The 23,270-nt window shown below is 69.3% G+C and carries 21 protein-coding genes and 1 pseudogene; 13 read left to right on the forward strand and 9 right to left on the reverse strand.

The window, feature by feature from the left end; translation table 11 throughout:
- Positions 1-25 precede the first annotated feature (25 nt).
- Both ACWDTS_RS24695 and ACWDTS_RS24700 read right to left on the reverse strand, forming a co-directional pair.
- The gene (locus ACWDTS_RS24695) at positions 26-1,798 is read right to left on the reverse strand and encodes a GMC family oxidoreductase N-terminal domain-containing protein (protein ID WP_450119207.1); all 1,773 of its coding nucleotides are present in this window, start codon (positions 1,796-1,798) and stop codon (positions 26-28) included.
- 1 nt (position 1,799) lies between these two features.
- Complete coding sequence (locus ACWDTS_RS24700) at positions 1,800-2,480, reverse strand: hypothetical protein (RefSeq protein WP_450119208.1); 681 nt, start codon at positions 2,478-2,480, stop codon at positions 1,800-1,802.
- A 352-nt stretch (positions 2,481-2,832) separates the two neighbouring features.
- On the opposite strand from ACWDTS_RS24700, the gene ACWDTS_RS24705 reads away from it, so the two are divergent.
- Genes ACWDTS_RS24705 through ACWDTS_RS24730 form a run of 6 tightly spaced genes read left to right on the forward strand, consistent with a single transcriptional unit; the run spans position 2,833 to position 9,254 of the window.
- On the forward strand, positions 2,833-3,924 hold the full coding sequence (locus ACWDTS_RS24705) for an ABC transporter substrate-binding protein (protein WP_450119209.1): 1,092 nt from the start codon (positions 2,833-2,835) through the stop codon (positions 3,922-3,924).
- On the forward strand, positions 3,921-4,745 hold the full coding sequence (locus ACWDTS_RS24710; RefSeq protein ID WP_420752479.1) for an ABC transporter ATP-binding protein: 825 nt from the start codon (positions 3,921-3,923) through the stop codon (positions 4,743-4,745). Before ACWDTS_RS24705 ends, ACWDTS_RS24710 begins: the two co-directional genes overlap by 4 nt.
- The gene (locus ACWDTS_RS24715; protein ID WP_197250037.1) at positions 4,738-5,610 is read left to right on the forward strand and encodes an ABC transporter permease; all 873 of its coding nucleotides are present in this window, start codon (positions 4,738-4,740) and stop codon (positions 5,608-5,610) included. Before ACWDTS_RS24710 ends, ACWDTS_RS24715 begins: the two co-directional genes overlap by 8 nt.
- Positions 5,611-5,639: 29 nt before the next feature.
- Complete coding sequence (locus ACWDTS_RS24720) at positions 5,640-6,992, forward strand: LLM class flavin-dependent oxidoreductase (RefSeq protein WP_450119210.1); 1,353 nt, start codon at positions 5,640-5,642, stop codon at positions 6,990-6,992.
- The gene (locus ACWDTS_RS24725; protein ID WP_197250035.1) at positions 6,989-8,260 is read left to right on the forward strand and encodes an MFS transporter; all 1,272 of its coding nucleotides are present in this window, start codon (positions 6,989-6,991) and stop codon (positions 8,258-8,260) included. Before ACWDTS_RS24720 ends, ACWDTS_RS24725 begins: the two co-directional genes overlap by 4 nt.
- A 7-nt stretch (positions 8,261-8,267) precedes the next feature.
- The gene (locus ACWDTS_RS24730; RefSeq protein ID WP_450119211.1) at positions 8,268-9,254 is read left to right on the forward strand and encodes an LLM class F420-dependent oxidoreductase; all 987 of its coding nucleotides are present in this window, start codon (positions 8,268-8,270) and stop codon (positions 9,252-9,254) included.
- Positions 9,255-9,276: 22 nt separating this feature from the next.
- Here the strand turns inward: ACWDTS_RS24730 and ACWDTS_RS24735 are convergent, their stop codons facing one another.
- Together ACWDTS_RS24735 and ACWDTS_RS24740 are read right to left on the reverse strand one after the other, a co-directional pair.
- Positions 9,277-9,840: a GNAT family N-acetyltransferase gene (locus tag ACWDTS_RS24735; RefSeq protein ID WP_450111087.1), complete on the reverse strand. Its 564-nt coding sequence runs from the start codon at positions 9,838-9,840 to the stop codon at positions 9,277-9,279.
- 1 nt (position 9,841) lies between these two features.
- Positions 9,842-10,510: a DUF3239 domain-containing protein gene (locus ACWDTS_RS24740; protein ID WP_197250033.1), complete on the reverse strand. Its 669-nt coding sequence runs from the start codon at positions 10,508-10,510 to the stop codon at positions 9,842-9,844.
- A 272-nt stretch (positions 10,511-10,782) separates the two neighbouring features.
- On the opposite strand from ACWDTS_RS24740, the gene ACWDTS_RS24745 reads away from it, so the two are divergent.
- From ACWDTS_RS24745 to ACWDTS_RS24755, 3 genes are read left to right on the forward strand one after another with little or no spacing between them, the layout of a single operon-like run.
- The gene (locus tag ACWDTS_RS24745) at positions 10,783-12,150 is read left to right on the forward strand and encodes a CitMHS family transporter (protein ID WP_450111113.1); all 1,368 of its coding nucleotides are present in this window, start codon (positions 10,783-10,785) and stop codon (positions 12,148-12,150) included.
- Positions 12,151-12,198: 48 nt separating this feature from the next.
- Positions 12,199-13,866: an ATP-binding protein gene (locus ACWDTS_RS24750; protein ID WP_450111086.1), complete on the forward strand. Its 1,668-nt coding sequence runs from the start codon at positions 12,199-12,201 to the stop codon at positions 13,864-13,866.
- Positions 13,848-14,510, forward strand: coding sequence for a response regulator (locus ACWDTS_RS24755; RefSeq protein ID WP_450111085.1), 663 nt, complete (start codon positions 13,848-13,850; stop codon positions 14,508-14,510). Before ACWDTS_RS24750 ends, ACWDTS_RS24755 begins: the two co-directional genes overlap by 19 nt.
- A 12-nt stretch (positions 14,511-14,522) precedes the next feature.
- Here the strand turns inward: ACWDTS_RS24755 and ACWDTS_RS24760 are convergent, their stop codons facing one another.
- The 3 genes from ACWDTS_RS24760 to ACWDTS_RS24770 form a co-directional block, all read right to left on the reverse strand.
- Positions 14,523-16,181 (reverse strand): DNA repair helicase XPB, encoded by a 1,659-nt coding sequence (locus tag ACWDTS_RS24760; protein WP_197250030.1) that lies wholly within the window; start codon positions 16,179-16,181, stop codon positions 14,523-14,525.
- A gap of 126 nt (positions 16,182-16,307) precedes the next feature.
- A complete protein-coding gene (locus ACWDTS_RS24765) occupies positions 16,308-16,493 on the reverse strand; it encodes a hypothetical protein (protein ID WP_197250094.1) in 186 nt (61 codons plus the stop codon).
- A 22-nt stretch (positions 16,494-16,515) separates the two neighbouring features.
- Positions 16,516-16,692 (reverse strand): hypothetical protein, encoded by a 177-nt coding sequence (locus tag ACWDTS_RS24770; RefSeq protein ID WP_248676253.1) that lies wholly within the window; start codon positions 16,690-16,692, stop codon positions 16,516-16,518.
- A 364-nt stretch (positions 16,693-17,056) separates the two neighbouring features.
- On the opposite strand from ACWDTS_RS24770, the gene ACWDTS_RS24775 reads away from it, so the two are divergent.
- Positions 17,057-18,514 carry an FAD-binding protein gene (locus ACWDTS_RS24775; RefSeq protein ID WP_450119212.1) on the forward strand — a complete coding sequence of 486 codons (1,458 nt, stop codon included), beginning with the start codon at positions 17,057-17,059 and terminating at the stop codon, positions 18,512-18,514.
- 39 nt (positions 18,515-18,553) lie between these two features.
- On the opposite strand, the gene ACWDTS_RS24780 is transcribed toward ACWDTS_RS24775, so the two are convergent.
- Positions 18,554-19,723: an IS1249 family transposase gene (locus ACWDTS_RS24780; protein ID WP_450109156.1), complete on the reverse strand. Its 1,170-nt coding sequence runs from the start codon at positions 19,721-19,723 to the stop codon at positions 18,554-18,556.
- A gap of 99 nt (positions 19,724-19,822) precedes the next feature.
- Between ACWDTS_RS24780 and ACWDTS_RS24785 the strand changes: the two are divergent.
- Positions 19,823-19,960: pseudogene (locus tag ACWDTS_RS24785) on the forward strand (GMC oxidoreductase); the annotation flags it as partial.
- Complete coding sequence (locus ACWDTS_RS24790; RefSeq protein ID WP_248676255.1) at positions 19,957-20,439, forward strand: hypothetical protein; 483 nt, start codon at positions 19,957-19,959, stop codon at positions 20,437-20,439. The pseudogene ACWDTS_RS24785 and the gene ACWDTS_RS24790, both read left to right, overlap by 4 nt.
- Before the next feature lie 188 nt (positions 20,440-20,627).
- Here the strand turns inward: ACWDTS_RS24790 and ACWDTS_RS24795 are convergent, their stop codons facing one another.
- Entirely contained in the window at positions 20,628-22,913 is a 2,286-nt protein-coding gene (locus ACWDTS_RS24795) for a helicase-associated domain-containing protein (protein ID WP_450119213.1), read from the reverse strand.
- Between the two features lie 59 nt (positions 22,914-22,972).
- On the opposite strand from ACWDTS_RS24795, the gene ACWDTS_RS24800 reads away from it, so the two are divergent.
- Entirely contained in the window at positions 22,973-23,161 is a 189-nt protein-coding gene (locus ACWDTS_RS24800) for a hypothetical protein (RefSeq protein ID WP_197252485.1), read from the forward strand.
- The last annotated feature ends 109 nt before the right edge of the window (positions 23,162-23,270 follow it).

Here is a 23,270-nt window from a genome sequence, read left to right on the forward strand (position 1 = left end):
AATCAGCGTGTATGCCCTGCCGAGGTCACAGCCCCCGCGCGACCACCGCCGCGGTGACGCGGTCGTCGATGGAGGACACCGGATCCTCGCTCCCCACCCACGCGTTGCCGCCGAAGTAGGCGCGGAAGATCGCCTCGGACGTGCGGGTCGCCAGCGCCTGCGTCGTCAACGTCGGATTCGGCCCGCCCAGCGAGTTCGCGAGCGCCGAATTGTCCGCGACGAAAAGCCGTTTCACCCACCGCGCCTCACCGGTGGAGTCGAGCACCGAGTCGTCCTCGCTCGTCCCCATCCGCATGCTCGACTGCGCGTGCAGGATCAGCGGGGGCCAGTCGCAGCGGTGCACGGATTTCGCGCCCGCGGCCCGCATCAGCTCGACGGCCTTGCGGGTGCAGTACTCCCGGTTTCGCCGCGTGCGTTCGGACCGCTGCCGATGCCGCATCGTCACTTTCGGCGCGAGACCACCTTCGTCCGGCAGCAACATCGCCGACCGGGTCACGCGGTTGCCCGGTTCGACATCGTCGTCGGTGATCACCAGCGCCGCCAACGTCCGGTTGGCGTCGTCGAGGGTGCCGAGCAGGTCCCGGCCCACCAGCCGGCCGAGACTGTCGGCGCCGGCATCGTCGACGACGCCGCCCGCCCGGCCGTAGCCGTGGATGCCGGAGTCGCTGAACGCCAGCGAATACGCCTGCAGCGCCGGCGGCATCCCGACCTGTTCGATACCGCCGTATCCGGGCAGGTCGACGCGCGCATTCGAGCCGGCGCCCCGGGTCTGGCCGGTGTCCTCGTCGAACACCCCGAACACCGCATCCATGTGGTGGTCCGTCAGGCCGCGGCCCACCCAGTCGTTCGGGTTCGGCAGGTCCGACGCCAGCCACAAGCGCGGTGATTCGATCGCGCCCGCCGCGAGCACCACGACCTGTGCATGCTCCTCGTGTTCCTCGCCGTCGAGGGTGCGGAACCGCACCCCGCGCGCGGTCGTCTCTCCGTGTACGTCCTCGGTCAGTACCTGCGTGACCGTCGCGTCGGTCACCAGCGTCGCGGCCCGCCCGTGCGGCGACCACGCCTCCGCGGTGAGCATCATCGGCACGTACGAGTTGTCCGTCGACCGTTTCGCCTTCAGGTTGCGGGGCGCACCCGCCGGCAGGTAGCAGCCCTGGTAGCAGTGGCCGCACATCGTGCAGCCCCGCGCCTCGGGGTGGCGCAACCGCTGCGGGTCGCGGGTGCGCCCGGCGGTCCCGCCCGGCTGCAGGATCGCGTTCTGCTGCGCGCGGTGCGAGGCCACGCTCGTGTCGTGCGTCGTCTGGTGCGGCAGGCCGAGTGCGGCCGCACCGCGCAGGAAGATCCGTTCCTTCGTGCCCATGGGGGCGGTCTGCACCGGCAGGGTTGCCTCGACCCATTCGTAGTAACGGCGCAATTCGTCGTATCCGAACGGGAACAGGTGGTCCGTGTCGTACATGTTCCGGTCCGCGCCGTCGTAGCCGACGAACACGCCCGGCACCGCGCGCGGCGAGTTGCCGAAGTAGTGCAGCGTGGTTCCGCCGACCCCCGCGACCTGCCACACGTACGAATTCTGCGGAAGGTCGCGCAGCCACGGGGTGCGCGACCGGTCGCCGGGACCCTGCCGGAAGAAGCCGGTGAGGGGATTGTTCGCGTCGTCCTCGAAATGCGTCCACTCGTTCTCCGGATCCGCGAAGCGCGGCCCGGCCTCGACGACGAGGACGTCCAGTCCGCGTGCCGCGAGTTCCTTCGCGACGACCGGCCCGCCACCGCCGGACCCGATCACGATCACGTCCCGCACGTCACTCCTCGATCCGGTCGACACCGCGGTAGTAGCCCGCGAACTCGTCCCACCCGTCGGAGACACCGTCGTAGCGGGCCAGTTCCCACCCGACGGGCCGGCCGGTCAGGACGCGGCGGTCGGGGTCGAACGCGGACACCTCCGAATACGCGGCGAACGCGGCGAGTGTGGGAATCGCGTTGACCACGTAGGTGAGCATCGTCCCGTCGAACTGCGGTTCGGTGTCCAGCAATTCGAAGACACGGGCCTTCGCGGCGTGGTTCAGATTCGCGAACGGCGCCGCGAACGGACCGACGAGCGACCCGGTATCGACGGTGACCGTATACATGTTGACCAGCGCGGCGACGGCGGCTGCTCCGGGCAGGTTCCCGGCGGCGCGGCCCAGCAGCGGTACCGGCGACGCGTGGTCGAAGGTGTGCTCGAGCGAGGCCGCGGCGCCCTCGGTGGCGCCACCGACCCGATCGGTGGACACACCCTGGTGCCGCGAATAGGGGTCGTTGCCGGGGACGACGAACGCGAGGATGCCGCAGATCGTGTCGCGGACCGGTGGGGCAGCGGCGGCCGGGCGTGCGATCGCCTCGGCCGAGAACAGAGCGGTGATCCCCATCAGGGCCGCCGCGGTCCCGGCCATGCCGGCCAGGAACCGCCGCCGAGTCCACACCGGGTCGTCGTCTCCGCCCACCTGCGCTCCCGTCTCGTCGATCGTCGACAGAGCTTAGGGGTTGGAGCCGCGAGTTCCGATCAGGCTGCGCAGAACCGTTGAGCGCGTCGCCCCCGGACGGCACTCTTGCTGAAGTCACATCGCCGCACAGGGGGATTGCCGTGTACGAGTGTTCGGAGTGTTGTCGCTGACCCAGCGACCGCCGACGTGCAGGTTTGACGACCGCGCGTCGCAGAGATCTTCCGGCTGTATCGCACCGCACTCGTTATCTGCGCTCCGTCGCATGCGTATCGACGATTGCTGCCCGCGGTAACGCCACCCGCCCGGCCCGAGTCCGTAGGGCCTTCTTCCAACGCAAGGAACAGCTTTCACGATGTCGCATTCCACGCTGCGCGCCCGACTCACCCGGTCGGTCGCCGTCGTCGCAGCACTGCTCACCGTCACGTCCGTCGCGGCCGCGTGCTCGTCCGGTTCGGATGTCACCACCACCGAGGACGGCAAGACCGTGCTTCGGTACGAGGGGACGGCCTCACAGGTCACCTATCCCGAACTCGCCGAAGCGTTCGGGTTCTACGAGAAGGTGAAGCTCGACTGGATCGGGGACAACACCAGCGGTCCGCAGTCCATCCAGAACGCCGCGACCGGCCAGACCGATTTCGGTGGCGCGTTCAACGGCGCGGTCATCAAGCTCCAGGCCGCGAACTCGCCGATCACGTCGGTGATCGGCTACTACGGTTCCGACAAGCAGTCGTTCAACGGCTACTACGTTCTCGAGGACAGCCCGATCCGCACCGCGCGGGACCTGATCGGCAAGAAGGTCGGGATGAACACCCTCGGTGCACATCACGAGTTCCTGGTGCGGGAATGGCTTGCGCAGCAAGGACTCACGCCGGACGAGATCAAGCAGGTCGAGCTGATCGTGGTGCCTCCGGTGAACACCGAGCAGGCGCTGCGCGAAGGACAGATCGATGTCGGCACGCTCGGCAGCGTGTTCCGGGAGACCGCCGTCGAACGGGGCGGCATCCGGCCGCTGTTCACCGACGAATCGTTGTTCGGCGCCTTCACCTACGGAACGTACGTTTTCCGCGACGAGTTCATCGCCGAGAACCGTGATGCGGTAGCCGATTTCGTGCAGGGCACCGCGCGGGCGATCCGGTGGGCGCAGACCACCCCGCGCGACGAAGTGGTCGCCAAGTTCAAGGAGATCATCAACGCCCGCGGCCGCAACGAGAACACCGATCTCGTCGAGTACTGGAAGAGCCCCGGTGTCGCAGGCCCCGGCGGTGTCATCACCGATCAGGAGATCCAGACCTGGCTGGACTGGCTGACCCGCAACGGTGAGCTCGAGGACGGCAAGTTCACCACCTCGGACATCTACACCAACGAATTCAACCCCTACGCCAACGGCACCTACGACCCGAGCGCCGGGCCCAACGGTGAACCCGTCGAGGAGGCGGCGAAGTGAGCACCACCCCGAAGCTCCGCCTGGAGCATGTGACCAAGCAGTTCGCGGTGCGCGGCAGCAACGACACGTTCACCGCACTCGACGACGTCAGCATCGATCTCGCCGCCGGGGAATTCCTGGTCCTGGTCGGCCCCAGCGGCTGCGGCAAGTCCACACTGCTCGATCTGCTCGGCGGTCTGAGCGAACCGACCTCGGGCCGGATCCTGCTGGACGGCCGCCCGATCTCCGGGCCCGGCCTGGACCGCGGCATCGTGTTCCAGCAGTACGCACTGCTGCCCTGGCGCACGGCACGGGCCAACATCGAGTTCGGCCTGGAAGCCAAGGGACTGCCGAAGAAGCAGCGCCGCGCACTCGCCGACGACTACCTCGACCTCGTCGGTCTGGCCGGCTTCGGCGACCGCTACCCGCACGAATTGTCCGGCGGCATGAAGCAGCGTGTCGCGATCGCCCGCAGCCTCGCGTTCGATCCCGAGGTTCTGCTCATGGACGAGCCGTTCGCCGCGCTCGACGCCCAGACCCGCGAATCCCTGCAGGACGAACTGCTGCGGATCTGGAAGGAAACCGGCAAGACCATCCTGTTCATCACCCACGGCATCGACGAGGCGATCTACCTGGGGCAGCGCGTCGCCGTGCTCACCTCCCGCCCCGGGCGGATCAAGACGATCGTCGACATCGACATCGACCGGAACGTCGACGACGTGCGCTCCGGCGAGGCGTTCCGGCACTACCGGCACGAGATCTGGTCACTGCTGCACTCCGAGGTCGAGCGTGCCCGCGACCTCGAACTCGGCACCGCAACGGAAGAGGTGGAGCATGTCTAGTCCGACCGCAACCCTGACCCGGCCCGTCGACACCGAACCGGCCGTCGTCGAACAAACCGTCGTCGCAACGGATCCGACGAAGTTACGACGCGCAGGCCGTCGGGCCGGTGCGCTGGCGTGGAAGGGGATCAAGCCGGCGGTCGCGATCGTCGTGTTCCTCGCGGTGTGGGAGACCGCGCCGCGGCTCGGTCTCGTCGACGAAGTGTTCCTGCCGCCGCTGTCGACCGTGCTCGGATCGCTGGCCGATCTGATCACGAGCGGACAGTTGGCAGACCATCTGGGCGCCAGCCTCTCCCGGGCTCTCATCGGGTTCTCGATCGCGTTGCTCGTCGCCGTTCCGCTCGGCGTCGCGATCGGCTGGTACCGGCCCGTCGCCGAGTTGCTCAACCCGATCCTCGAGCTGTTCCGCAACACCGCGGCTCTCGCGCTGCTGCCGGTGTTCGTGCTCGTCCTCGGTATCGGGGAGACCTCCAAGATCGCCCTGGTGATCTACGCGAGCACCTTCCCGATCCTGCTCAACACCATTTCCGGTGTGCGCACGGTGGATCCGCTGCTGGTCAAGTCCGCCCGGTCGCTGGGGCTGCCGTCCTACCGGCTGTTCCAGAAGGTGATCCTCCCGGCCGCGGTTCCCACGATCTTCACCGGCATCCGCATGGCCGCGGCGTCGTCGGTGCTCGTGCTCATCGCCGCCGAAATGGTCGGTGCGAAGGCAGGACTCGGCTACCTGATCACCGCCTCGCAGCTCAACTTCCAGATCCCCGCCATGTACGCCGGCATCATCGCGATCTCGCTCGTCGGGCTCACGTTCAACGGCATCCTCGTCACGATCGAACGTCGACTCTCCCGCTGGCGCCCCGAACACTGACCCCACCCGAAGCACACAGGATCAGAAGAATGTCACAGTCACGCAAGCAGTTTCATCTCAACGCCTTCCTCATGGGTGTCGGCCACCACGAGGCGGCCTGGCGTCACCCCCGCACCGAAGCACACCGCGTCCTCGATGTGAAGCACTTCCAGGAACTCGCGCAGATCGCCGAACGCGGCAAGCTCGATTCGGTGTTCTTCGCCGACGGACTCGCGGTCGGCCCCCGCGTCGAGCACAACACGCAGGCGATCTTCGAACCGGTCACCCTGCTGTCCGCGATGGCCGTGGTGACCGAGCACGTCGGTCTCATCGCGACCGCGTCGACCGGCTACAACGAGCCGTTCAACCTGGCCCGCAAGTTCGCCTCGCTCGACCACATCAGCGGCGGCCGCGCCGGCTGGAACATCGTCACCTCCGGCGGCGCCGACGAGGCCCGCAACTTCGGCTACGACGACACCCCGGACCACGCCGGCCGCTACGACCGCGCGGCCGAGTTCGTCGACGTCGCGGTGTCGCTGTGGGACAGCTGGGAAGACGACGCGATCGAATTGGACGAGGAGTCCGGGCGGTTCGCCGATCCGGCCAAGGTGCACACCGTCGACCACGACGGCGCACGGTTGAAGGTGCGCGGCCCGCTGAACTCGCCGCGCAGCCCCCAGGGCCGCCCCGTGCTCGTCCAGGCCGGGTCGTCCGAGAGCGGAAAGAATTTCGCGGCACGCTACGCCGAGGCCGTGTTCACCGCGCAGCGCACCCTCGCCGAGGGACAGGCCTTCTACCGCGATCTGAAGGCCCGCGTCGTCAAGGCCGGACGCGACCCGCAGTCGCTGAAGGTGCTGCCGGGCATCGTGCCGTTCATCGGGGAGACCGAGGAGGAGGCCAAGGCGCTCGAACAGGAGTTCACCGACCTGATCTCGCCGGCCTACTCGCTGCGGCAGCTCTCGAACATGCTCGGCGTCGACCTGACCGAGCACGCCCTCGACGCACCGCTGCCGCCGCTGCCCCCGATCGAGCAGATCCAGGGCAACAAGAGCCGCTACCAGCTCGTCAAGGACCTCGCCGAGAACGAGGGCCTGACGGTGCGTCAGCTCATCGGCAAACTCGGCGGCGGTCGCGGGCACCGCACCTTCGCGGGCACCCCCGAGCAGATCGCCGACGAACTGCAGCTGTGGTTCGAGCAGGAAGCCGCCGACGGCTTCAACGTCATGCCGCCCTACCTGCCGGGCGGGCTCGAGGACTTCACCGCCGAGGTGGTGCCGATCCTGCAGGAGCGCGGGCTGTTCCGCACCGAGTACACCGCCACCACCCTGCGCGGGCACTACGGGCTGGACCGGCCGGTGAGCCGCTACGCCGCGGTCGCCGAGTCGGACGCCGCCACTGCATGAGACCGGCCTTCGACCTGAAACCTCTCGTCACCACGGTCTTTCTGCCCTCCGCCATCTTCGGGATCGGGCAGGGCGCCGGGGCCCCGGTGCTCGCGCTGCTCGCGCGGGAACTCGGGGCCCCGTTGCCGGTGGCCGGGCTGATCGTCGCGCTCGTGGCGTTCGGCGCGGTCCTCGGTGACCTGCCCGCCGGGAGCATCGTCGCGCGCCTGGGGGAGAGACGCGCGATCATCGGCGGCAGCGTGCTCGGCGCCCTCGGCATCGGGGTCTCGATCGCCGCCTGGACTCCGGTGGTGCTCGCCGTCGGTGCCCTGCTCACCGGATTCGCGAACGCGGTGTGGGGGCTGGCGCGGCAGAGCTATCTCGCCGAGGCGGTGCCCATCGAAGCCCGGGCGCGGGCCATGGCGATGTTCGCCACGATGTGGCGGCTCGGCAATTTCCTCGGGCCGTTCATCGGCGCCGGTGCGATCCATCTCATGGGGGTGCGCGGTGGCCTCGTCGTCCAGGTGACCGGTGTCGTGCTCGCGGGCATCCTCATGGCACGGGCACCGGAGACCCCGCGTTCGTCGTCGTCGACCGGCCCGGTCGCTGCCGTCGGGCTGGGAACGATCCTGAGCCGGCACCGGGTGCTGCTGTGCACTCTCGGAACCGGATCGCTGCTCATGGGCGCGGCGCGCGCGTCCCGGGAAGCGGTACTTCCGCTGTGGGCCACCCACATCGGGCTCGACGCGGTGACCGTGTCGATCGTGTTCGGTATCGGCGGCGCCGTCGACCTGCTGTTCTCGTATCCGGCCGGGATCCTGATGGACCGGTACGGTCGCCGGGTCGTCGCGGTGCCGTCGCTGGTGATCATCGCTGTCGCGTTCCTGATGTTGCCGTTCGCCGACGACGTCGTCTCGCTCACCGTCGTCGCGGTGGTCCTCGGTATCGGGAACGGGCTCGGCAACGGCGTGATCATGACCCTCGGGGCGGACACCGCCCCACCGGATACCCGGGCCGAGTTCCTCGCCGCGTGGCGCCTCACGCACGACAGCGGCATGTTCGTCGGCCCGTTCCTGGTGGGGGCGGTCGCGGCCGTGTCGCTCGCGGCCGGTGCCGTCACGATCGGCGGTCTCGCGGTGGCCGGTGCGGCCTGCATGTTCCGCTACGTTCCGCGATACTCACCGTGGCCACGCCGGACGCTCCAGCCGGTACCGTCGGCCGCGACGACCGAACCGGCCCCGGACCCGGGGGCGGATCTCGTCGATACGGTCACCAACCGATCGAGATAGGACATCAATGCGATTCGGACTCTTCGTTCCCCAGGGCTGGCGGCTCGACCTCGTGGGCATCGATCCCGCCGACCAGTGGCGGGTGATGCGTGACCTCGCCGTCCGCGCCGACAGCGGCCCGTGGGAATCGATCTGGGTGTACGACCACTTCCACACTGTCCCCGCGGCCACGGACGAGGCGACCCACGAGGCGTGGTCGCTCGTCTCCGCGTTCGCGGCCGTCACCGAGCGGGTACGCATCGGCCAGATGTGCACCGCGATGAGCTATCGCAATCCCGCCTACCTGGCGAAGGTCGCCGCGACCGCCGACATCATCTCCGGCGGGCGCATCGAGATGGGTATCGGCGGCGGCTGGTACGAACACGAGTGGCGCGCCTACGGATACGGATTCCCTTCCGCCGGTGAGCGACTTGCCCGCCTCGACGAGGGGGTACAGATCTTCCGGCAGGCGTGGACCACGGGGTCGGCGACCCTGCAGGGCAAGCACTACCAGGTCGACGGTGCGATCGTCCGTCCGCTTCCGTTGCAGGAGGGCGGTATTCCGCTGTGGATCGCCGGCGGTGGCGAGAAGGTCACGCTGAAGATCGCCGCGAAGTACGCGCAGTACACCAACTTCGACGGCACCCCCGAGGGATTCGCGCACAAGTCGAACGTGCTGCGCGAGCATTGTGCGGCCGTCGGCACCGACTTCGATGCGATCGTCCGCTCCGCGAACTACAACGTCGCCATCGGCCGCACCGAAGCGGAGGTGCAGGACCGCCTCGAGAACCTCCGCGCCCGGCTCGAACCGCTGGTCGGAGCCGCCGCCGCCGACGCCTCCCTCAACGCGTTCCGCGGGATGCCCGCGGTCGGCACCCCGGAGCAGATCGTCGAGAACCTCACGGCCCTGAAGAAGAAGGGCCTCGGCTACGCGATCTTCTACTTCCCGGAAGCGGCCTACGACACGTCGGGGATCGAACTGCTCGAGAACGAGGTGCTGCCGCACCTGGCTTGACGGTATGCGCCTGGCGGCAGCGTCAGATCGGCCAGCCGTCCGCGGGTACACGTGGATCGTCGGACAGCAGACCGGCGATCCACGTGTCGCGCGGGACCCCGCGATGCAGGGTGCCGCGGCGCAGCGTCCCCTCGAACCGGAAGCCGACGTGCCGCGCGACCGCCGCCGAGGCCAGATTGCCGGCGAATGCCCGCCACTCGATCCGAGTGGTCGCGAGCCCGTCCGGGTCGAACGCGAAATCGCACGCCAGATTCACTGCGGCGGTGGCCAAACCGCGACCGCGAGCATCCGCCGCGATCCAGTAGCCGATCTCCGGGGCGGTGCGTTCGTGATGCAGGAACCCGACGACGCCGAGCAACACACCGTCCGGCGAGGTGCGGATCGCCCAGTTCGGGGCGCTCGCGGCCCAGCCCCGGGGCACGATGTCGCCGACGAAACGCACCGCGTCGGCGCGGGTGTACGGATCGGGCACCGTCGTCCAGTCCGCGATCTCCCGGTCCTGGCACGCTGTGGTGATCGTGTCGACGTCGTGTGGGACGGGGACGGTCAGATGAACCCGTCCGTCCGACAGCGACGTCACCTGCATGTCAGCGCAATTCGCCGGGGAGATCGTCGCGATCGAGCACCAGCCGGTGGTCCTCGGTCAAGCTGACCTTCTCGGACAGATCGACCTTGCTCTTCAGCAGTTTCCATTCGGCGTCGTCGATCGCGTCGGTCGCCTCGCGCAGCACCTTTGCGTCCCGGGTTCCCCACGCGATCGGCATCGGGCTGACCATCTGCCACGACCCGGTCGTGTTGCGGGTCGTGCGATCGGACAGCACCGCCACGCACGGCACCTGTTCGCCGACGCGCTTCTGATGCCCCGGGACCGCCTGCACGTTGCGGGTGACCAGCGCGAATCGGCGGTCGGCGGTGCCGGGCTTTGCGATGTCGACCAGCGCCAGCAACGTCAGACCACGCGGCCGGATCTCGGAGACCACGGCGGGCACCAGCGGGCTCTCGTGGTACAGGTCCTGCACCGAACCCACCTTCCGCGGCGCCCACAACGCCACCCACGCCGACGTGACGGCCGCGACGACCAGCACCGCACCGACGATGTAGGCCCAGGGCTTGCCGAGGGTGAACAGCCACGCCGCTCCGGCCGCGCACAACAGCGCGACGACGATGCCGGAGATCCGCAGGCTGCGCACTTCCGCGAGGGTCTGGTTCACGGACTTGGCGTGGGGAAGGTCGACGGGGAATTCGAATCGGCGCACGTCGTCCAGCATATGGGAACCGTTCCGGCGGTCCGATCGCGATGGGCTCGAGCAGAATGCGCAGAACGGCACTATCGCGCTCAACGGTGACTCCGCGCGGGGCGCGGACACACACTCTGATGTAGCAGAGATCACACCGCTTCGGCGGCAGCAGAGATCACACCCCGGACGGCTTTCGGTGCCGGATTCCCACACCGACCCCAGGTCGCGGCAGCGGCCGTGGCCGACGTGTGCCCGGTCCGGCCCGACCCAGTCAGAAAGTGGGCAGCGCCATGCTCGTCATCCTCGGCTTCCTGATGGTCGCCACGTTCATGTATCTGATCATGTCGAAACGTGCCACCCCGGTCGTCGGCCTGATCCTGGTCCCCGTCGCGTTCGGACTGATCGCCGGGGCCGGCACCGGCATCGGCGACATGATCGTCGACGGCGTCGAAAGTCTCGCCCCCACTGCGGCACTGTTGTTCTTCGCGATCATCTTCTTCGGGATCATGATCGACGTCGGCCTGTTCGACCCGCTGGTGCGGCTCATCCTGCGGCTCGTGCGCGACGACCCGGCCCGGCTCGTGGTGGGCACCGCGGTGCTGGCGATGGTGGTGTCCCTCGACGGTGACGGGTCCACGACGTTCATCATCACCACGTCCGCGCTGTTGCCGCTCTACCTGAAACTGAAGGTCAGCCCGGTCGTCCTCACCGTCGTCGCGGGTCTGGCGAACGCCACGATGAACATCATCCCGTGGGGTGGGCCGACTGTGCGTGCGGCCAGCGCGCTCGGGCTGTCGCCGTCCGAGGTGTTCGTCCCGATGATCCCGTCGCTCGTCGTCGGACTCCTGATCGTCCTCGGCTTCGCCGTGCACCTGGGCATCTTCGAACGTCGCCGCATCGGTCGGCTCGTGTGGAAGCCCGAGATGATGCCGCTCGGCGCCGGTCCCTCGGGAGTGGGTACGACGACCGGTGACTCGGACACGACCGACGCGGAGGTCGGGCAGTTCGCCGCGGGTCTCGACCCCGACCGCCCGACCCTGCGCCCGCGACTGCTGCCCTTCAACGCGCTCCTCACGGTGGCGCTGCTCGTCGTCCTCGTCCTCGACATCCTGCCGATCCCCGTGCTGTTCATGATCGCCGCGGGACTCGCACTGGCCGTGAACTTCCCGCGGGTCGTCGACCAGTCCGCCGCGATCGCACGGCACTCGTCGAGCATCGTGTCGGTCGTCGCGATGGTGTTCGCCGCGGCGGTCCTGACCGGCGTGTTCCAGGGCACCGGGATGGTCGAGTCCATGGCACTGTGGCTGACCGGGGTGGTCCCCGATTCGCTCGGCCCGTTCCTCGCGGTCATCACGGGCGTGCTCAGCATCCCGTTCACGTTCTTCATGACCAACGACGCCTTCTACTTCGGGGTGTTGCCCGTCCTGGCGGAGACGGCGGCGCAGTACGGCATCGAACCGGTCGAGATGGCGCGTGCGTCGATCACCGGACAGCCGGTGCACATGCAGAGCCCGCTGGTCCCGGCGATCCTGCTGCTGGTGACCCTCGCCGGGGTGCCACTGGCCGACCACCACCGCAAGGTGCTGTGGCGCGCCGGGGTGGTGTCGATCGCGATGCTGGTGGTCGGCGTGCTCCTCGGGCAGATTCCGCTCGGCTGAGATCCGCCCGGGCCACACTGGGCAGGTGGGACGAACGGGGACGACGCGGTGAAACTTCGCACCCAGGTACTGCTGTTCCAGTCCGCGGTGGTGGCGGTGGCGCTCGGCATCGGATTCACGGTGTTCGCCACCACCACCGAGGACCGCGTCACCGACGAACACGGTCAGCGGGCGCTCGCGATCGCCCGGGCCGTGTCCGCGGACGTGACCGTCCGCGACGAGGTCGCACGCTACGCGGCCGCCGACGACGGGGTGGTCTCGCCGGACAACCCCGCACTCGCGTCCGGTGCGGTGCAGGAGGCCGCAGAGGCCGTCCGCACCGCTACCGGGGCGTTGTTCGTCGTGGTCACCGACGATCAGGGGCTCCGGCTCGCCCACCCCGATCCGGAACAGCTCGGGCGCAGGGTGAGCACCGATCCGGCCGAGGCCCTCGCCGGACGCGAGGTCGTGACCAGCGAGCGGGGCACGCTCGGTGATTCGGTGCGGGCCAAGGTTCCGGTGACGGACCCGTCGTCGGGCAGGGTCGTGGGGGAGGTGAGCGTGGGCATCTCCACCGACAGGGTGCGCGCCGATCTGCGCAGCGACCTCGCCGACGCCGTCCTGATCGCACTCGCAGCGCTCGTGTGCGGTGCCGTCGGGTCGCTGCTGCTCGCCAACCGATGGAAGCGGCTCACCTTGGGGCTCGAACCCGAGCAGCTCACCGAACTGGTCCGGGAGCAGGAGGTCGTGCTGCACGGGATCTCCGAGGGGGTCGTCGGTACCGACACCCGCGGCATCGTCACCGTCGTCAACGCCGAGGCGCGTCGCCTGCTCGATCTCGACGACGGGATCGGCCGCAGCGTCGACACGCTCGGGATGACCCCGCGCCTGCTCGACGTGCTGCGCAGCGCGGACGGCACGCCGGTCGCCGCCACCACGGGCGATCGGGTCGTTGTCGCCGTCTCGCGACGGGTCGTGCGCGACGGCCGCGACCTCGGCACGGTGATGTCGGTGCGCGACCGCACCGACATCGAGACGCTCACGCGCGAACTCGGCGCCGTCAAGTCGATGAGCACCGCGCTGCGGGCGCAGCGGCACGAATTCGCCAACCGGCTGCACCTGATCGACGGCCTGCTCCGCCAAGGGCGGGCGGAGCAGGCCGTCGAATACATCGAGCAGGTCCTCGGCTCGGGTCCGCTCGGTGAGCTCGAGGGCGCCGACGCGCTCGCCGACCCGTATCTGCACGCCTTCCTCGCCGCGAAGGCGGCGCACGCGCGTGAGCAGGGCGTGACCCTCGTGCTCGGTGAGAACACGTGGGTGCACGCCACCGTGAAGGTGCCCGTCGACGTCACCACCGTGCTCGGCAACCTGCTCGACAACGCGATCGAGGCGGCCCGCGTGAGCGGGCGCAGTCCCGCCGAAGTCGAGGTCGAGCTGGTGGAGGACGGCACCGACCTGCACGTGAGTGTCGCGGACACGGGTGACGGCGTCGATGCCGAGCTGCCCGACGTCTTCGCCGAGGGCGCGACGACCCGCGTCGACTCGTCCGTGCCGGGCGGCCGGGGGATGGGGCTGGCGCTGGCACGACGCGTGGCGCGGATGCACGGCGGCGACGTCGTGCTCGCGGACCGCGGCGGCCGGCGCACCCCGGACAATCCGACCGGGGGCGCGGTGTTCCTGGCGACGCTGACCGGGGTGCTCGACGAGGGAGATGCGGGATGGGCGGAACGGATCTGAGGGTGCTCGTCGTCGACGACGACTTCCGGGTCGCGGATCTGCACGCGTCCGTGGTGTCGGGTGTGCCGGGGTTCGAGGTCGCGGCGGTCGCGGGGAGCGTCGCGGCGGCCCGGGACGCGGTCCGGGCCGGTCCCGTCGACCTCGCGCTCGTGGACGTGTACCTGCCGGACGGGTCCGGGGTCGACCTGATCCGGAGTCTCGAGTGCGACAGTTTCGTGCTCGGTGCCGCCGGTGAGGGTGCCACGGTGCGTGCGGCGCTCGCCGCGGGTGCGCTGGTGTATCTGGTCAAGCCGTTCGCGAGCACCGAACTGGCCCGGCGTCTGGCGGCCTACGCGCAGTACCGCCGGGTCGTCGCGGGGGAGGAGCTCACCCAGGCCGAGATCGACACGGCGCTGGCGGCGTTGCGGCCGGTGTTGCCGGCCGCCCGCGAAGCGCCCCCACGTTCGGTCACCAAAGAACTTGTACTGCAAGCACTTCGGGAATCGGGAGAGCCGTTGTCCGCCGGGGAGGTCGCGGTGACCATCGGGGTGTCACGCGCGACCGCCCAGCGTTATCTCGCGGCCCTCGTCGCCAAGGGCCACCTGCGAATGCAGTTGCGGTACGGCACCACCGGCCGTCCCGAGCAGGAATACCGTCCCGTGTGACCGGGATTCGCGTCAGCCGATCTGCGGCCCGAGCAGGTCGTCGGCGTCGGTGATGCGGTACGCGTAACCCTGTTCGGCGAGGAACCGCTGCCGGTGGGCGGCGTACTCGGCGTCGAGGGTGTCGCGGGAGACCACCGAGTAGAAGTGCGCCTGCCCGCCGTCCTGCTTGGGCCGCAGCAGCCGGCCGAGGCGCTGCGCCTCCTCCTGGCGGGACCCGAACGTGCCGGACACCTGCACCGCCACCGACGCCTCCGGCAGATCGATGGAGAAGTTGGCGACCTTCGAGACCACCAGAACCTTCAGCTCCCCGTTGCGGAACCGGTCGAACAGCGCCTCGCGTTCCTTCGTGCGCGTCGAGCCCTTGATCACCGGGGCATCGAGCGCTTCCCCGAGCTCGTCGAGCTGATCGATGTAGGCGCCGATGATCAGCGTGGGGGCGTCGCCGTGCTTGGCGAGGATCGACTCGACCACCGGAATCTTGGTGCGCGCGGTCGAGCACAGCTTGTACCGTTCCTCCGGCTCGGCGACCGCGTACGCCATCCGTTCGGCGTCGGTGAGCGTGACCCGCACCTCGATGCAGTCGGCCGGGGCGATCCAGCCCTGCGCCTCGATGTCCTTCCACGGCGCGTCGTACCGCTTCGGGCCGATCAGCGAGAACACGTCGCCTTCCCGGCCGTCCTCACGGACGAGGGTCGCGGTGAGGCCGAGCCGGCGCCGCGACTGCAGATCGGCGGTCATGCGGAACACCGGTGCCGGCAGCAGGTGCACCTCGTCGTAGATCATCAGACCCCAGTCGCGGGAGTCGAACAGCTCGAGGTTGCGGTACTCGCCCTTCGACTTGCGGGTGATCACCTGGTAGGTCGCGATGGTGACCGGCCGGATCTCCTTCTTCTCGCCCGAGTACTCGCCGATCTCGTCCTCGGTCAGCGAGGTGCGGGCGATCAGCTCGCGCTTCCACTGGCGGCCGGCGACAGTGTTGGTCACCAGGATCAGCGTGGTCGCGCCGGCCTTCGCCATCGCGGCGGCACCGACCATCGTCTTGCCCGCGCCGCACGGCAGCACCACCACGCCCGAGCCGCCCGCCCAGAAGGACTCGGCGGCCATCTCCTGGTAGTCGCGCAGGTGCCAGGGGTCGGACTCGAAGTCGAGGGTGATCGGGTGCGCCTCGCCGTCGACGTAGCCGGCGAGGTCCTCCGCCGGCCAGCCGATCTTGAGCAGCATCTGCTTGAGCCGGCCGCGCTCGCTCGGATGCACCACCACCGTGTCGTCGTCGATGCGTGCACCGAGCATCGGGGCGATCTTCTTGTTGCGCAGCACCTCCTCGAGCACCGCGCGGTCCAGGCTCACCAGCGTCAGCCCGTGGGCGGGGTTCTTCGTCAGCTGCAGGCGCCCGTAGCGAGCCATCGTGTCGACGACGTCGACCAGCAGCGGCTGCGGCACAGCGAACCGTGAATAGGTGACGAGTGCGTCGACGACCTGCTCGGCGTCGTGCCCGGCGGCGCGGGCGTTCCACAGCGCCAGCGGCGTCACCCGGTAGGTGTGGACGTGTTCGGGGGCGCGTTCGAGTTCGGCGAAGGGCGCGATCGCCTGACGTGCCGCGTCGGCAAGCTCGTGATCGACCTCGAGGAGCAAGGTCTTGTCGGACTGGACGATCAACGGTCCGTCGGGCACGGACGCCTCCTAGCGCGGGAACAGCGGAACTCTCCCATTCTCCAGACACCGGAGGCGGCGCGCTACCCGCGCGCCGCCTCCGGCTCGGTCCCCCTGCGATCCCCCTGCAATCCCCCTGCGGTCTCGTCAGTTCGTGAGCGAGCGGCGCATCTCCATCACGCACACCAGCGCTTCGGAAATTCCGGACCGATAGCCCGCATCTTTTTCCGACACCGGGGGTCGGGAATCCAATTCGTTTTCGAGTCTGTCCTGAATTTTGTCCAGGGCCGACAGTGCTCTTTTCACGTGTGTTTCCTGTTTTTCGTCGTTCACCGATTCGATGGATTTTTCCGGATCACACCGTCACGGTGCATTCGGCGGCCTGCTGATCGAGGACGAACAGGCGGGCGCGAGCCAGGGCGGCCCGGCGGCTGTGGAGGAACGCGGACTGCGGGCCGCCGGCCGTCTGATCGGACATGGTTGTGAACTGCTCGTACAGGCTGTCGAGGAGTTCCTGAGCTGAGGTGGTCACGGCGTCTCCCGGCGGTTCAGTTCGACTTGCGCCTCGTCACGAATTCGCCCTCGTTCGCCTGCTTGCGACGTTTTTCCGCGCGACGCTCCTTGATGGACAGCGCCGGTTTCTTGAGTGCCTTACCCTTGTCGGCCATTTTTCTCCTCTCGAAAAAGGGGTTGAACAACCCGACAGGACCCGACCATAGCCCATTTGCAGAAAAAAGCCAGTCGCCGTGAAATTCGCGTGCGACGAAAATCGGCTTCGGAGAGCGGTGTTCCGGGAATCGCGGACGTCGACGCCCTGTTCGGACGGGGTGGCCCCGACCGATCCGCTCACCGGGCGTTTGTCCGGTTCGTCACGTACCGGGATCTATGCTGTGCCCGTGGAAGCCGAGGACAATCCGGAATTCGCTGCCGATGTGATCGTGGTCGGCAGCGGATTCGGCGGTTCGGTCACCGCTCTGCGGCTGGCGGAGCAGGGACGTCGTGTGCTGGTGCTCGAGCAGGGCAGGCGGCATTCGCGGGCAGACTTCGCGGCCGCGCGCCGTGACCCGCGCCGATACCTGTGGCTGCCCGAACTCGGACTGCGCGGGTTCTTCTGGCAGCGGGTGTTCGCGCACGTCGGCATCATCGGGGGCGCCGGCGTCGGCGGCGGCAGCATCGTCTGGGCCGGTGTGCTCCTCGAACCGGAGCAGGCGTTCTTCAACGATCCGTCCTGGCCGACTTCCGAAAAGGGCTGGCGCGCAGAGCTGTCCGATCACTACGCGACCGCCGCTCGGATGCTGGGGCGCACCCGTGCGCCGTTCAGCGGCCCGATGGACGAGCATCTGCGGGTCGTCGCGGGAAAGCTCGGTGCCGAGGACACCTACGGGCCCACCCCGATGGCCATCTGGTTCGGCGAGGAAGGCGTCACGGTGCCCGATCCGTTCTTCGGCGGCGACGGGCCCGACCGCACCGGCTGCCGGCTGTGCGGTGGGTGCCTGATCGGATGCCCGTACGGCAGCAAGAACACCCTGGACCTGAACTATCTGTGGCTCGCCGAGCGGCGCGGCGTCGAAATCCGTCCCGAGCAGCAGGTCACGTCGGTGACCGCGCTCGACGAGGGGTACGAGGTGCACCTGGCGAGCGGTGAACGACTGCGCGCACCCGAGGTGGTGCTCGCCGCCGGAGTGCTCGGCACCGTGGAACTGCTGTTCCGCTCCCGCGAGAACGGTGGCCTCCCGAACGTCTCCGCGCGGCTCGGTGAGCGTGTGCGCACCAACTCGGAGGCGATCACCGCGGTCCTCGCCGACGACGTCGATGCCGATCTCACTCGCGGACCGACCATTTCGAGCGAGTTCTACCCCGACGAACGCACTCACGTGACGCAGAACCGATACGTCGGCGGCTGGCACATGCGGTTCCAGGTCGGGCCGCTCGTCGACGGCGCCGATCCACGCCGCCGCCGACGGGACGCCGCAGCGATCCTGCTGCGCCATCCCCTGCGGCAGCTGCGAACCATGTTCGCGCGCAACTTCATCGAACGACTCAGTGTGTTCACGGTGATGCAGGACGTGGAGAGCGAGATCCGGCTCGACTACGCTCGGTCGCCGATCCGGCCGTGGCGGAAGGTGCTTCGCTCCCGCGGTGTCGAGGGCCGGCAGGCACCGAGTTACCTGCCGCAGGCCAATGCCGTTGCGCGCGCATTCGCCGACTCGATCGGCGGTCGTCCCCTGAACCTCCTGCTCGAAAGCATCGGCGGCAAATCCATCACCGCGCACATCCTCGGCGGCGCGGCGATCGGCGCCGACGCGTCGCAGGGCGTCGTCGACACCGATCACGAGGTGTTCGGGGGGTTATAGGCCAAAATGTGTGTACGGCTACCGGTGTGTCGGCTCGGTTCACCGGCGTGATCTGCCCGCCCAACCCTGTTGACGACCGTTTCCGTCCTCCCAGCTGAAGTCGGTGCCCATGGTCGGGCCGATCGGTTCGTCCTCGGTGGTGTCGCGTCGCGTCGTCCGGGACGGCGTGTGGTGCTCGGGCCGGACCAGAGTCCACTGATCGCGGGGCTCGGCGGTCAGACTGTTGAGTTTCCATTCCGCGGCCCGGCGAGCGTGCTCGACCGGCAGCCCACGGTGTGTGCGGAACAGGTCCTTGATCGCCTTGTTCGGGCCACCTTCGAGCGGTGAGGTGGTCCGCTGCAGTGGGTGTTCGTCGTCGGTCAGCTCCGGGTCGATCCAGGTGAACAGGTGGTTGCCGGCGATCAAGCGGCGGAACAGGCCACGGGTCTTGCGCAGGTCCCGGTGGGTGTACCACCACTGCTGGTCGTCCGAGACCCCGCTCGGGCGGGCCACATGTGCTTTCGCGTATGTGCGGTGACGCAGGAAACCGTCCCAGCGGGCCTCCCACGCCGCGTACGCCTGCAACCACAGCACGGCCTGGTCGATGCCCTGGACATTCATCAAAGCTCGCGTGAGAGTGAGGATTTCGCGGGCGGCTTCGAGTCGGGGTTTGAGGGTGTGATGGCGGCGCACGACCTGGAAGATGTGGAAGTAGCAGCGTTGGATGCGGGTGGTGGGCCACTGCTCGGCGATCGCGGCGTGCAGGCCGGTGCCGCCGTCGATGACGGCGACGGTCGGGGCGCGGTGGCGCTCGAGGATCTGCAGCCAGGCGATCTTCTTCTCGCGGTCGCACCATTGCCAGTCGATGACATGGTGGCCGTCGGTGGCGATGAGCAGGCACCAGGATTGGAAGTAGGTGCCGTCGAGGATCACCAGATCGGCCGGTGTCGGGGCCGGGGTCGGTGGTGGGATTTCGATGTTCCAGCACCAGGAGGTGTCGCGGCGGAAGGTGCGGGCGCTGGAGGCCACCTGGGTGGGTGTGTGGCCGTCGAGAAGCCATGCCCGGAATGCGTTCAGTTGTGCTTTGCGGGTGATGTCCGGACGTGACTGGGTCGTCGATGCGCCGCAGGTTTTGCAGCGCCAGCGGGTGCGGCCGGCTGTGGTGGTGCCGTTCTTGACCAACTTGGCTCCGCATACACCACAGAGCGGGGAATTCCGGGTAGCTGACACCGAACATGCTTTCAGAGCATGTTCGGGTCGCTATCATCCGAGGTCAGGGCTCAGAAATCGGGGGTTCTGTACACACATTCTGGCCATTAACCCTGTTCGCATCCGGGCCTGTACGTGGTGGACGGCTCGGCGATCCCCGCGAACGTCGGCGTGAATCCGAGCCTGACGATCGCCGCGATGGCCGAACGGTTCGCCGAGCGGTACGCGGCCCGCAAGAAGATCGAGGAGACGGCGTGAACACAGGGGAGACCGACGCAATCCGGAGTCTGCCCGGGTCGATTCGCGGACTGCGCGAACGGTTCCGGTCGCTGCCGTCGGACGTGACGATGGCGCCGGGAACCTACCGCGCCGTCTTCGTCGGACCGGCCCTGCTGCGCTTTGCGGCACCGCGCGCGATCGCTCTCGGCGGCATGCCGCGTTGGTACGGCAAGCGCGTCGCCGCCGACGGCACCGCGGCCAATCTGCTCGTCACCGACGACGGGACGCTCCGTGAGGACCTGCCCATCCGGGTTGCGACCGAGCCGTCCTGGCTCGACGGCCGGCCCGCGGTGGTGGTCTCCTACGGCTCCGACGGCCCGATTCCGTGGCGGTGGGTGCGCGACGAATTCCGTGCCCTCGACGAGCGGACGATGCTCGGGCTGACGTTCGCCGTGGCACCGTGGTCCCGGGTGGCGGCGTCGCCGTTCGTGCTCGTCCGGGACGACTCCCGGTCCTGAGTCCACGATCCCTGCCCGCCCGCCCCCGTCCTTTCCGAGCGAATGTATCGCTCGTCTCCTTCAATCGATCGAATGTACCGTTCGCTCGGACAAGGGGAGGGTGGACGGAAGGGGCAAGGCGGCGGACCCGGCAGGGCGGCTCCGCAGAGTGCCGGTGCCGGGGGCCGGTGCCGGGTAGTCGGTGCCCGTCAGTCGACGAGCGCGACCGAGGTGACCCGGTGCAGCACGAAACTGCGCACCGTGCCGGCGGCCGGATCGAACGCTTCGAGCGTGCCGCCGCTCACCGCGACCGGGTCGACGATGCGCCGGGTCGCGACGCCCTGCGCGTCGACGTACCCCAGGTTGACGCTGCGCTTGCTGTGCACCGCGAGCTGCAGCAGCGCCATCGTGGCGGCGCCGCCGGACCGGCTTCCGTCCGCCTGTACCGACTTCGACGCCGACGCGGTCGCGGCACGGTCACCGGCGCGCAGGGTACGGACCAGCGTGTCGAGCTGCTCTGCGGTCGGGGGGACCGGGCCGGTGTAGCGGGTGCGCGTGCGCGGCACCGCCAGCCGGGCACCGGGCGGGCGCAGATCGAGGACCGCGCCCGACGAATCCTCCCCGGCGGGAGCGAAACCCGCCGCCCGCAGTTCCTGCAGCACCTCGGCCAGCGGAGCCTGGGAGATCGCGACGGTCGGTGCCAGCGCGCGCAGCGCCAGGGTGGCGGCGACCGGCGCGGCGAGGACCTCGGCGAGCAGCGCCGGATCGTCGGACCGCACGAACGACGACGCGATGCCGGTGCGCAGCCGTCCGTGCCGCCGCGCGACGTCGTCGATGAGATAGGTCAGGGACTGCGGCACCGGGGTCCGCGAATGCGTCGCGAACAGCGCGTGCAGGTCTCCGGCCCCGGTGCCGGCATCCAGCGCCCGCCGCACGCTGCCCTCGCTGATGCGGTACACCGTGGCCGCGCCGGCCGATTCCACGTCGGCGACGAGCGCGATGCGCGCGGCGAGATCGGGCACCAGCGGCCCGGGTGCGACCACGGTCAGGTCCGCCTGCACGAGGACGTAGTCCACCGGCTCCGGTAGCGCGGCTTCCATCTCGGCTTCGGCGTCGCCGCCGTGCAGCAGTGCCTTGCCCGGGGATGCGATCGACCCGTGCGCGACGACGGCGAGCGCGGTGGCCTCCCGCAGCGTTTCGGCGACCGCGTCACCCCCGAGCCGCCCCGCCCACCGCGGCCGACGCCAGGCCAGTGCCGCGCGGATCTGCCCGACGTCGGGCGCCGATCCGGGGGTCTCCGCGAGGTATTCGAGCAGGAGCCGCCGGTCGCGAACTGCGGGCGGGGACTGCACCTCGTCGGACAGCGCGGCGATCGGCTTGTCGTTCTGGTCGCGGCGGCCGACGAGCCACGGCCGCCGCGGCGAGTCGAGCCACGCGCCGGCGAGCACCGCCCACCGGTGTCCGGCGGGAGCCTTCATCCAGCCGTCGGCGGAGGTCGTCGGAGCCCAGTAGTCGTCGACGTCGGTGGGTGGCGGCGGGTCCGGCAGGCCCCGCGCGATCAGTCCGGCCGCGGCGAGCACCTCGACGAGCAGCGCCGCGTGGGTTTCGTCGATGCCGACGGTCTTCGCGAGCCTGCGCACCTCGCGGACGCCGAGTCCCCCGGATTTGAGCGCGGGGGCTGGGGTGGTACCGAGTGCGTCGATCAGTTCCTCGGCGTGCCGCAGCAGTTCGAGGGCGGCACCCGCGGCGGTCGAGTTGATGTCGGCGACGGTGTGCGTGGCCGGCGCCGCGGGCGGCGGCGCGAGCGCGGCCGGATCGAACGGTGCCTCGCCCCGGAGATACTGGCCCACCCGGTGGGGGAGTTCGACGGTCTCGTCGTCGAGGCGGATCAGCAGCCCGGACGCGATCAGCTGCTGCACCGGCCGGTCGGCGGGCGTGTCCGCGGCGGCGTCCTTGGTCCGGCCGACGGGGGAGGTGCGGGCCAGGGTGTCGAGGATGCCGCGGCGGGCGGCGTCGAGGTCGTCGATCATCGCCGCGAGCTCGGCGTCGTCCGGAAGATCGGAGGCAGTGCTGCGGGCGATGCGCCAGGGCACGGTGTCGGCGGCCGCCGGAACCAGCGACAGTTCGTCGGCGGAACCCCACACGAGCAGCAGGGTGCGCAGACGGTCCAGGGTGCGATCGACGTTCTTCGCGGTGGTGCGACCGGCGAGCCGGTCGAGCAGCGCGCGGCGCGTGACGGGCTTCTCTGCGGCCCCGAGCCGGGCGAGCGCCTCGATGACCCCGAAGTCGCCGGTGGTCAGTTCGTCGGCGGCCCGGAACACCGACGCCCGCTGCTGGGCGCGGTTCGCCAGCACGGTCATCGTGGCCGGGGGCGGCACCACCAGATCCGGCCGGGCGCGCAGCAGCGCGGCGAGGTCGGAGTCGCGACGTCCGGTCAGCCACCGGGCGAGGGTGGGGGGCCCGGAGTCGGGCCCGGACGAGGTGGTCGGGGTCATTCGTCCCAGATTAGAGACCTGAGGTGGCCCACTGCGAACTCACCTGCCAAAATGAGCGCATGGCGAACAATTCGAAGAACACGTACGTTGATCGCGGGTGGCCGGAACTTGTCGATGGCGATCTCGCCGTCACCGAGTTGTCCTCCACGCGTTCGGGTCCGCTCTCTCCGTACGGTGAGGAGACCGAGTTCCCGCTTCCGGTCGAGTCCCTCCCGTACACGCACCCGCAGACCGTCATCAACCGCTGATTCTCCGAACCTCAGGCTTTCGAACGCAGAGCTTCCGAACACAGAGAAGGGGGGCCCCCCCCCAGCCGGGGGGGGGCCCCGCGAAGGGGTGGTGTGGGTTGGGGAGGGT

The organism is Rhodococcus sp. NPDC003383, from assembly GCF_053589115.1.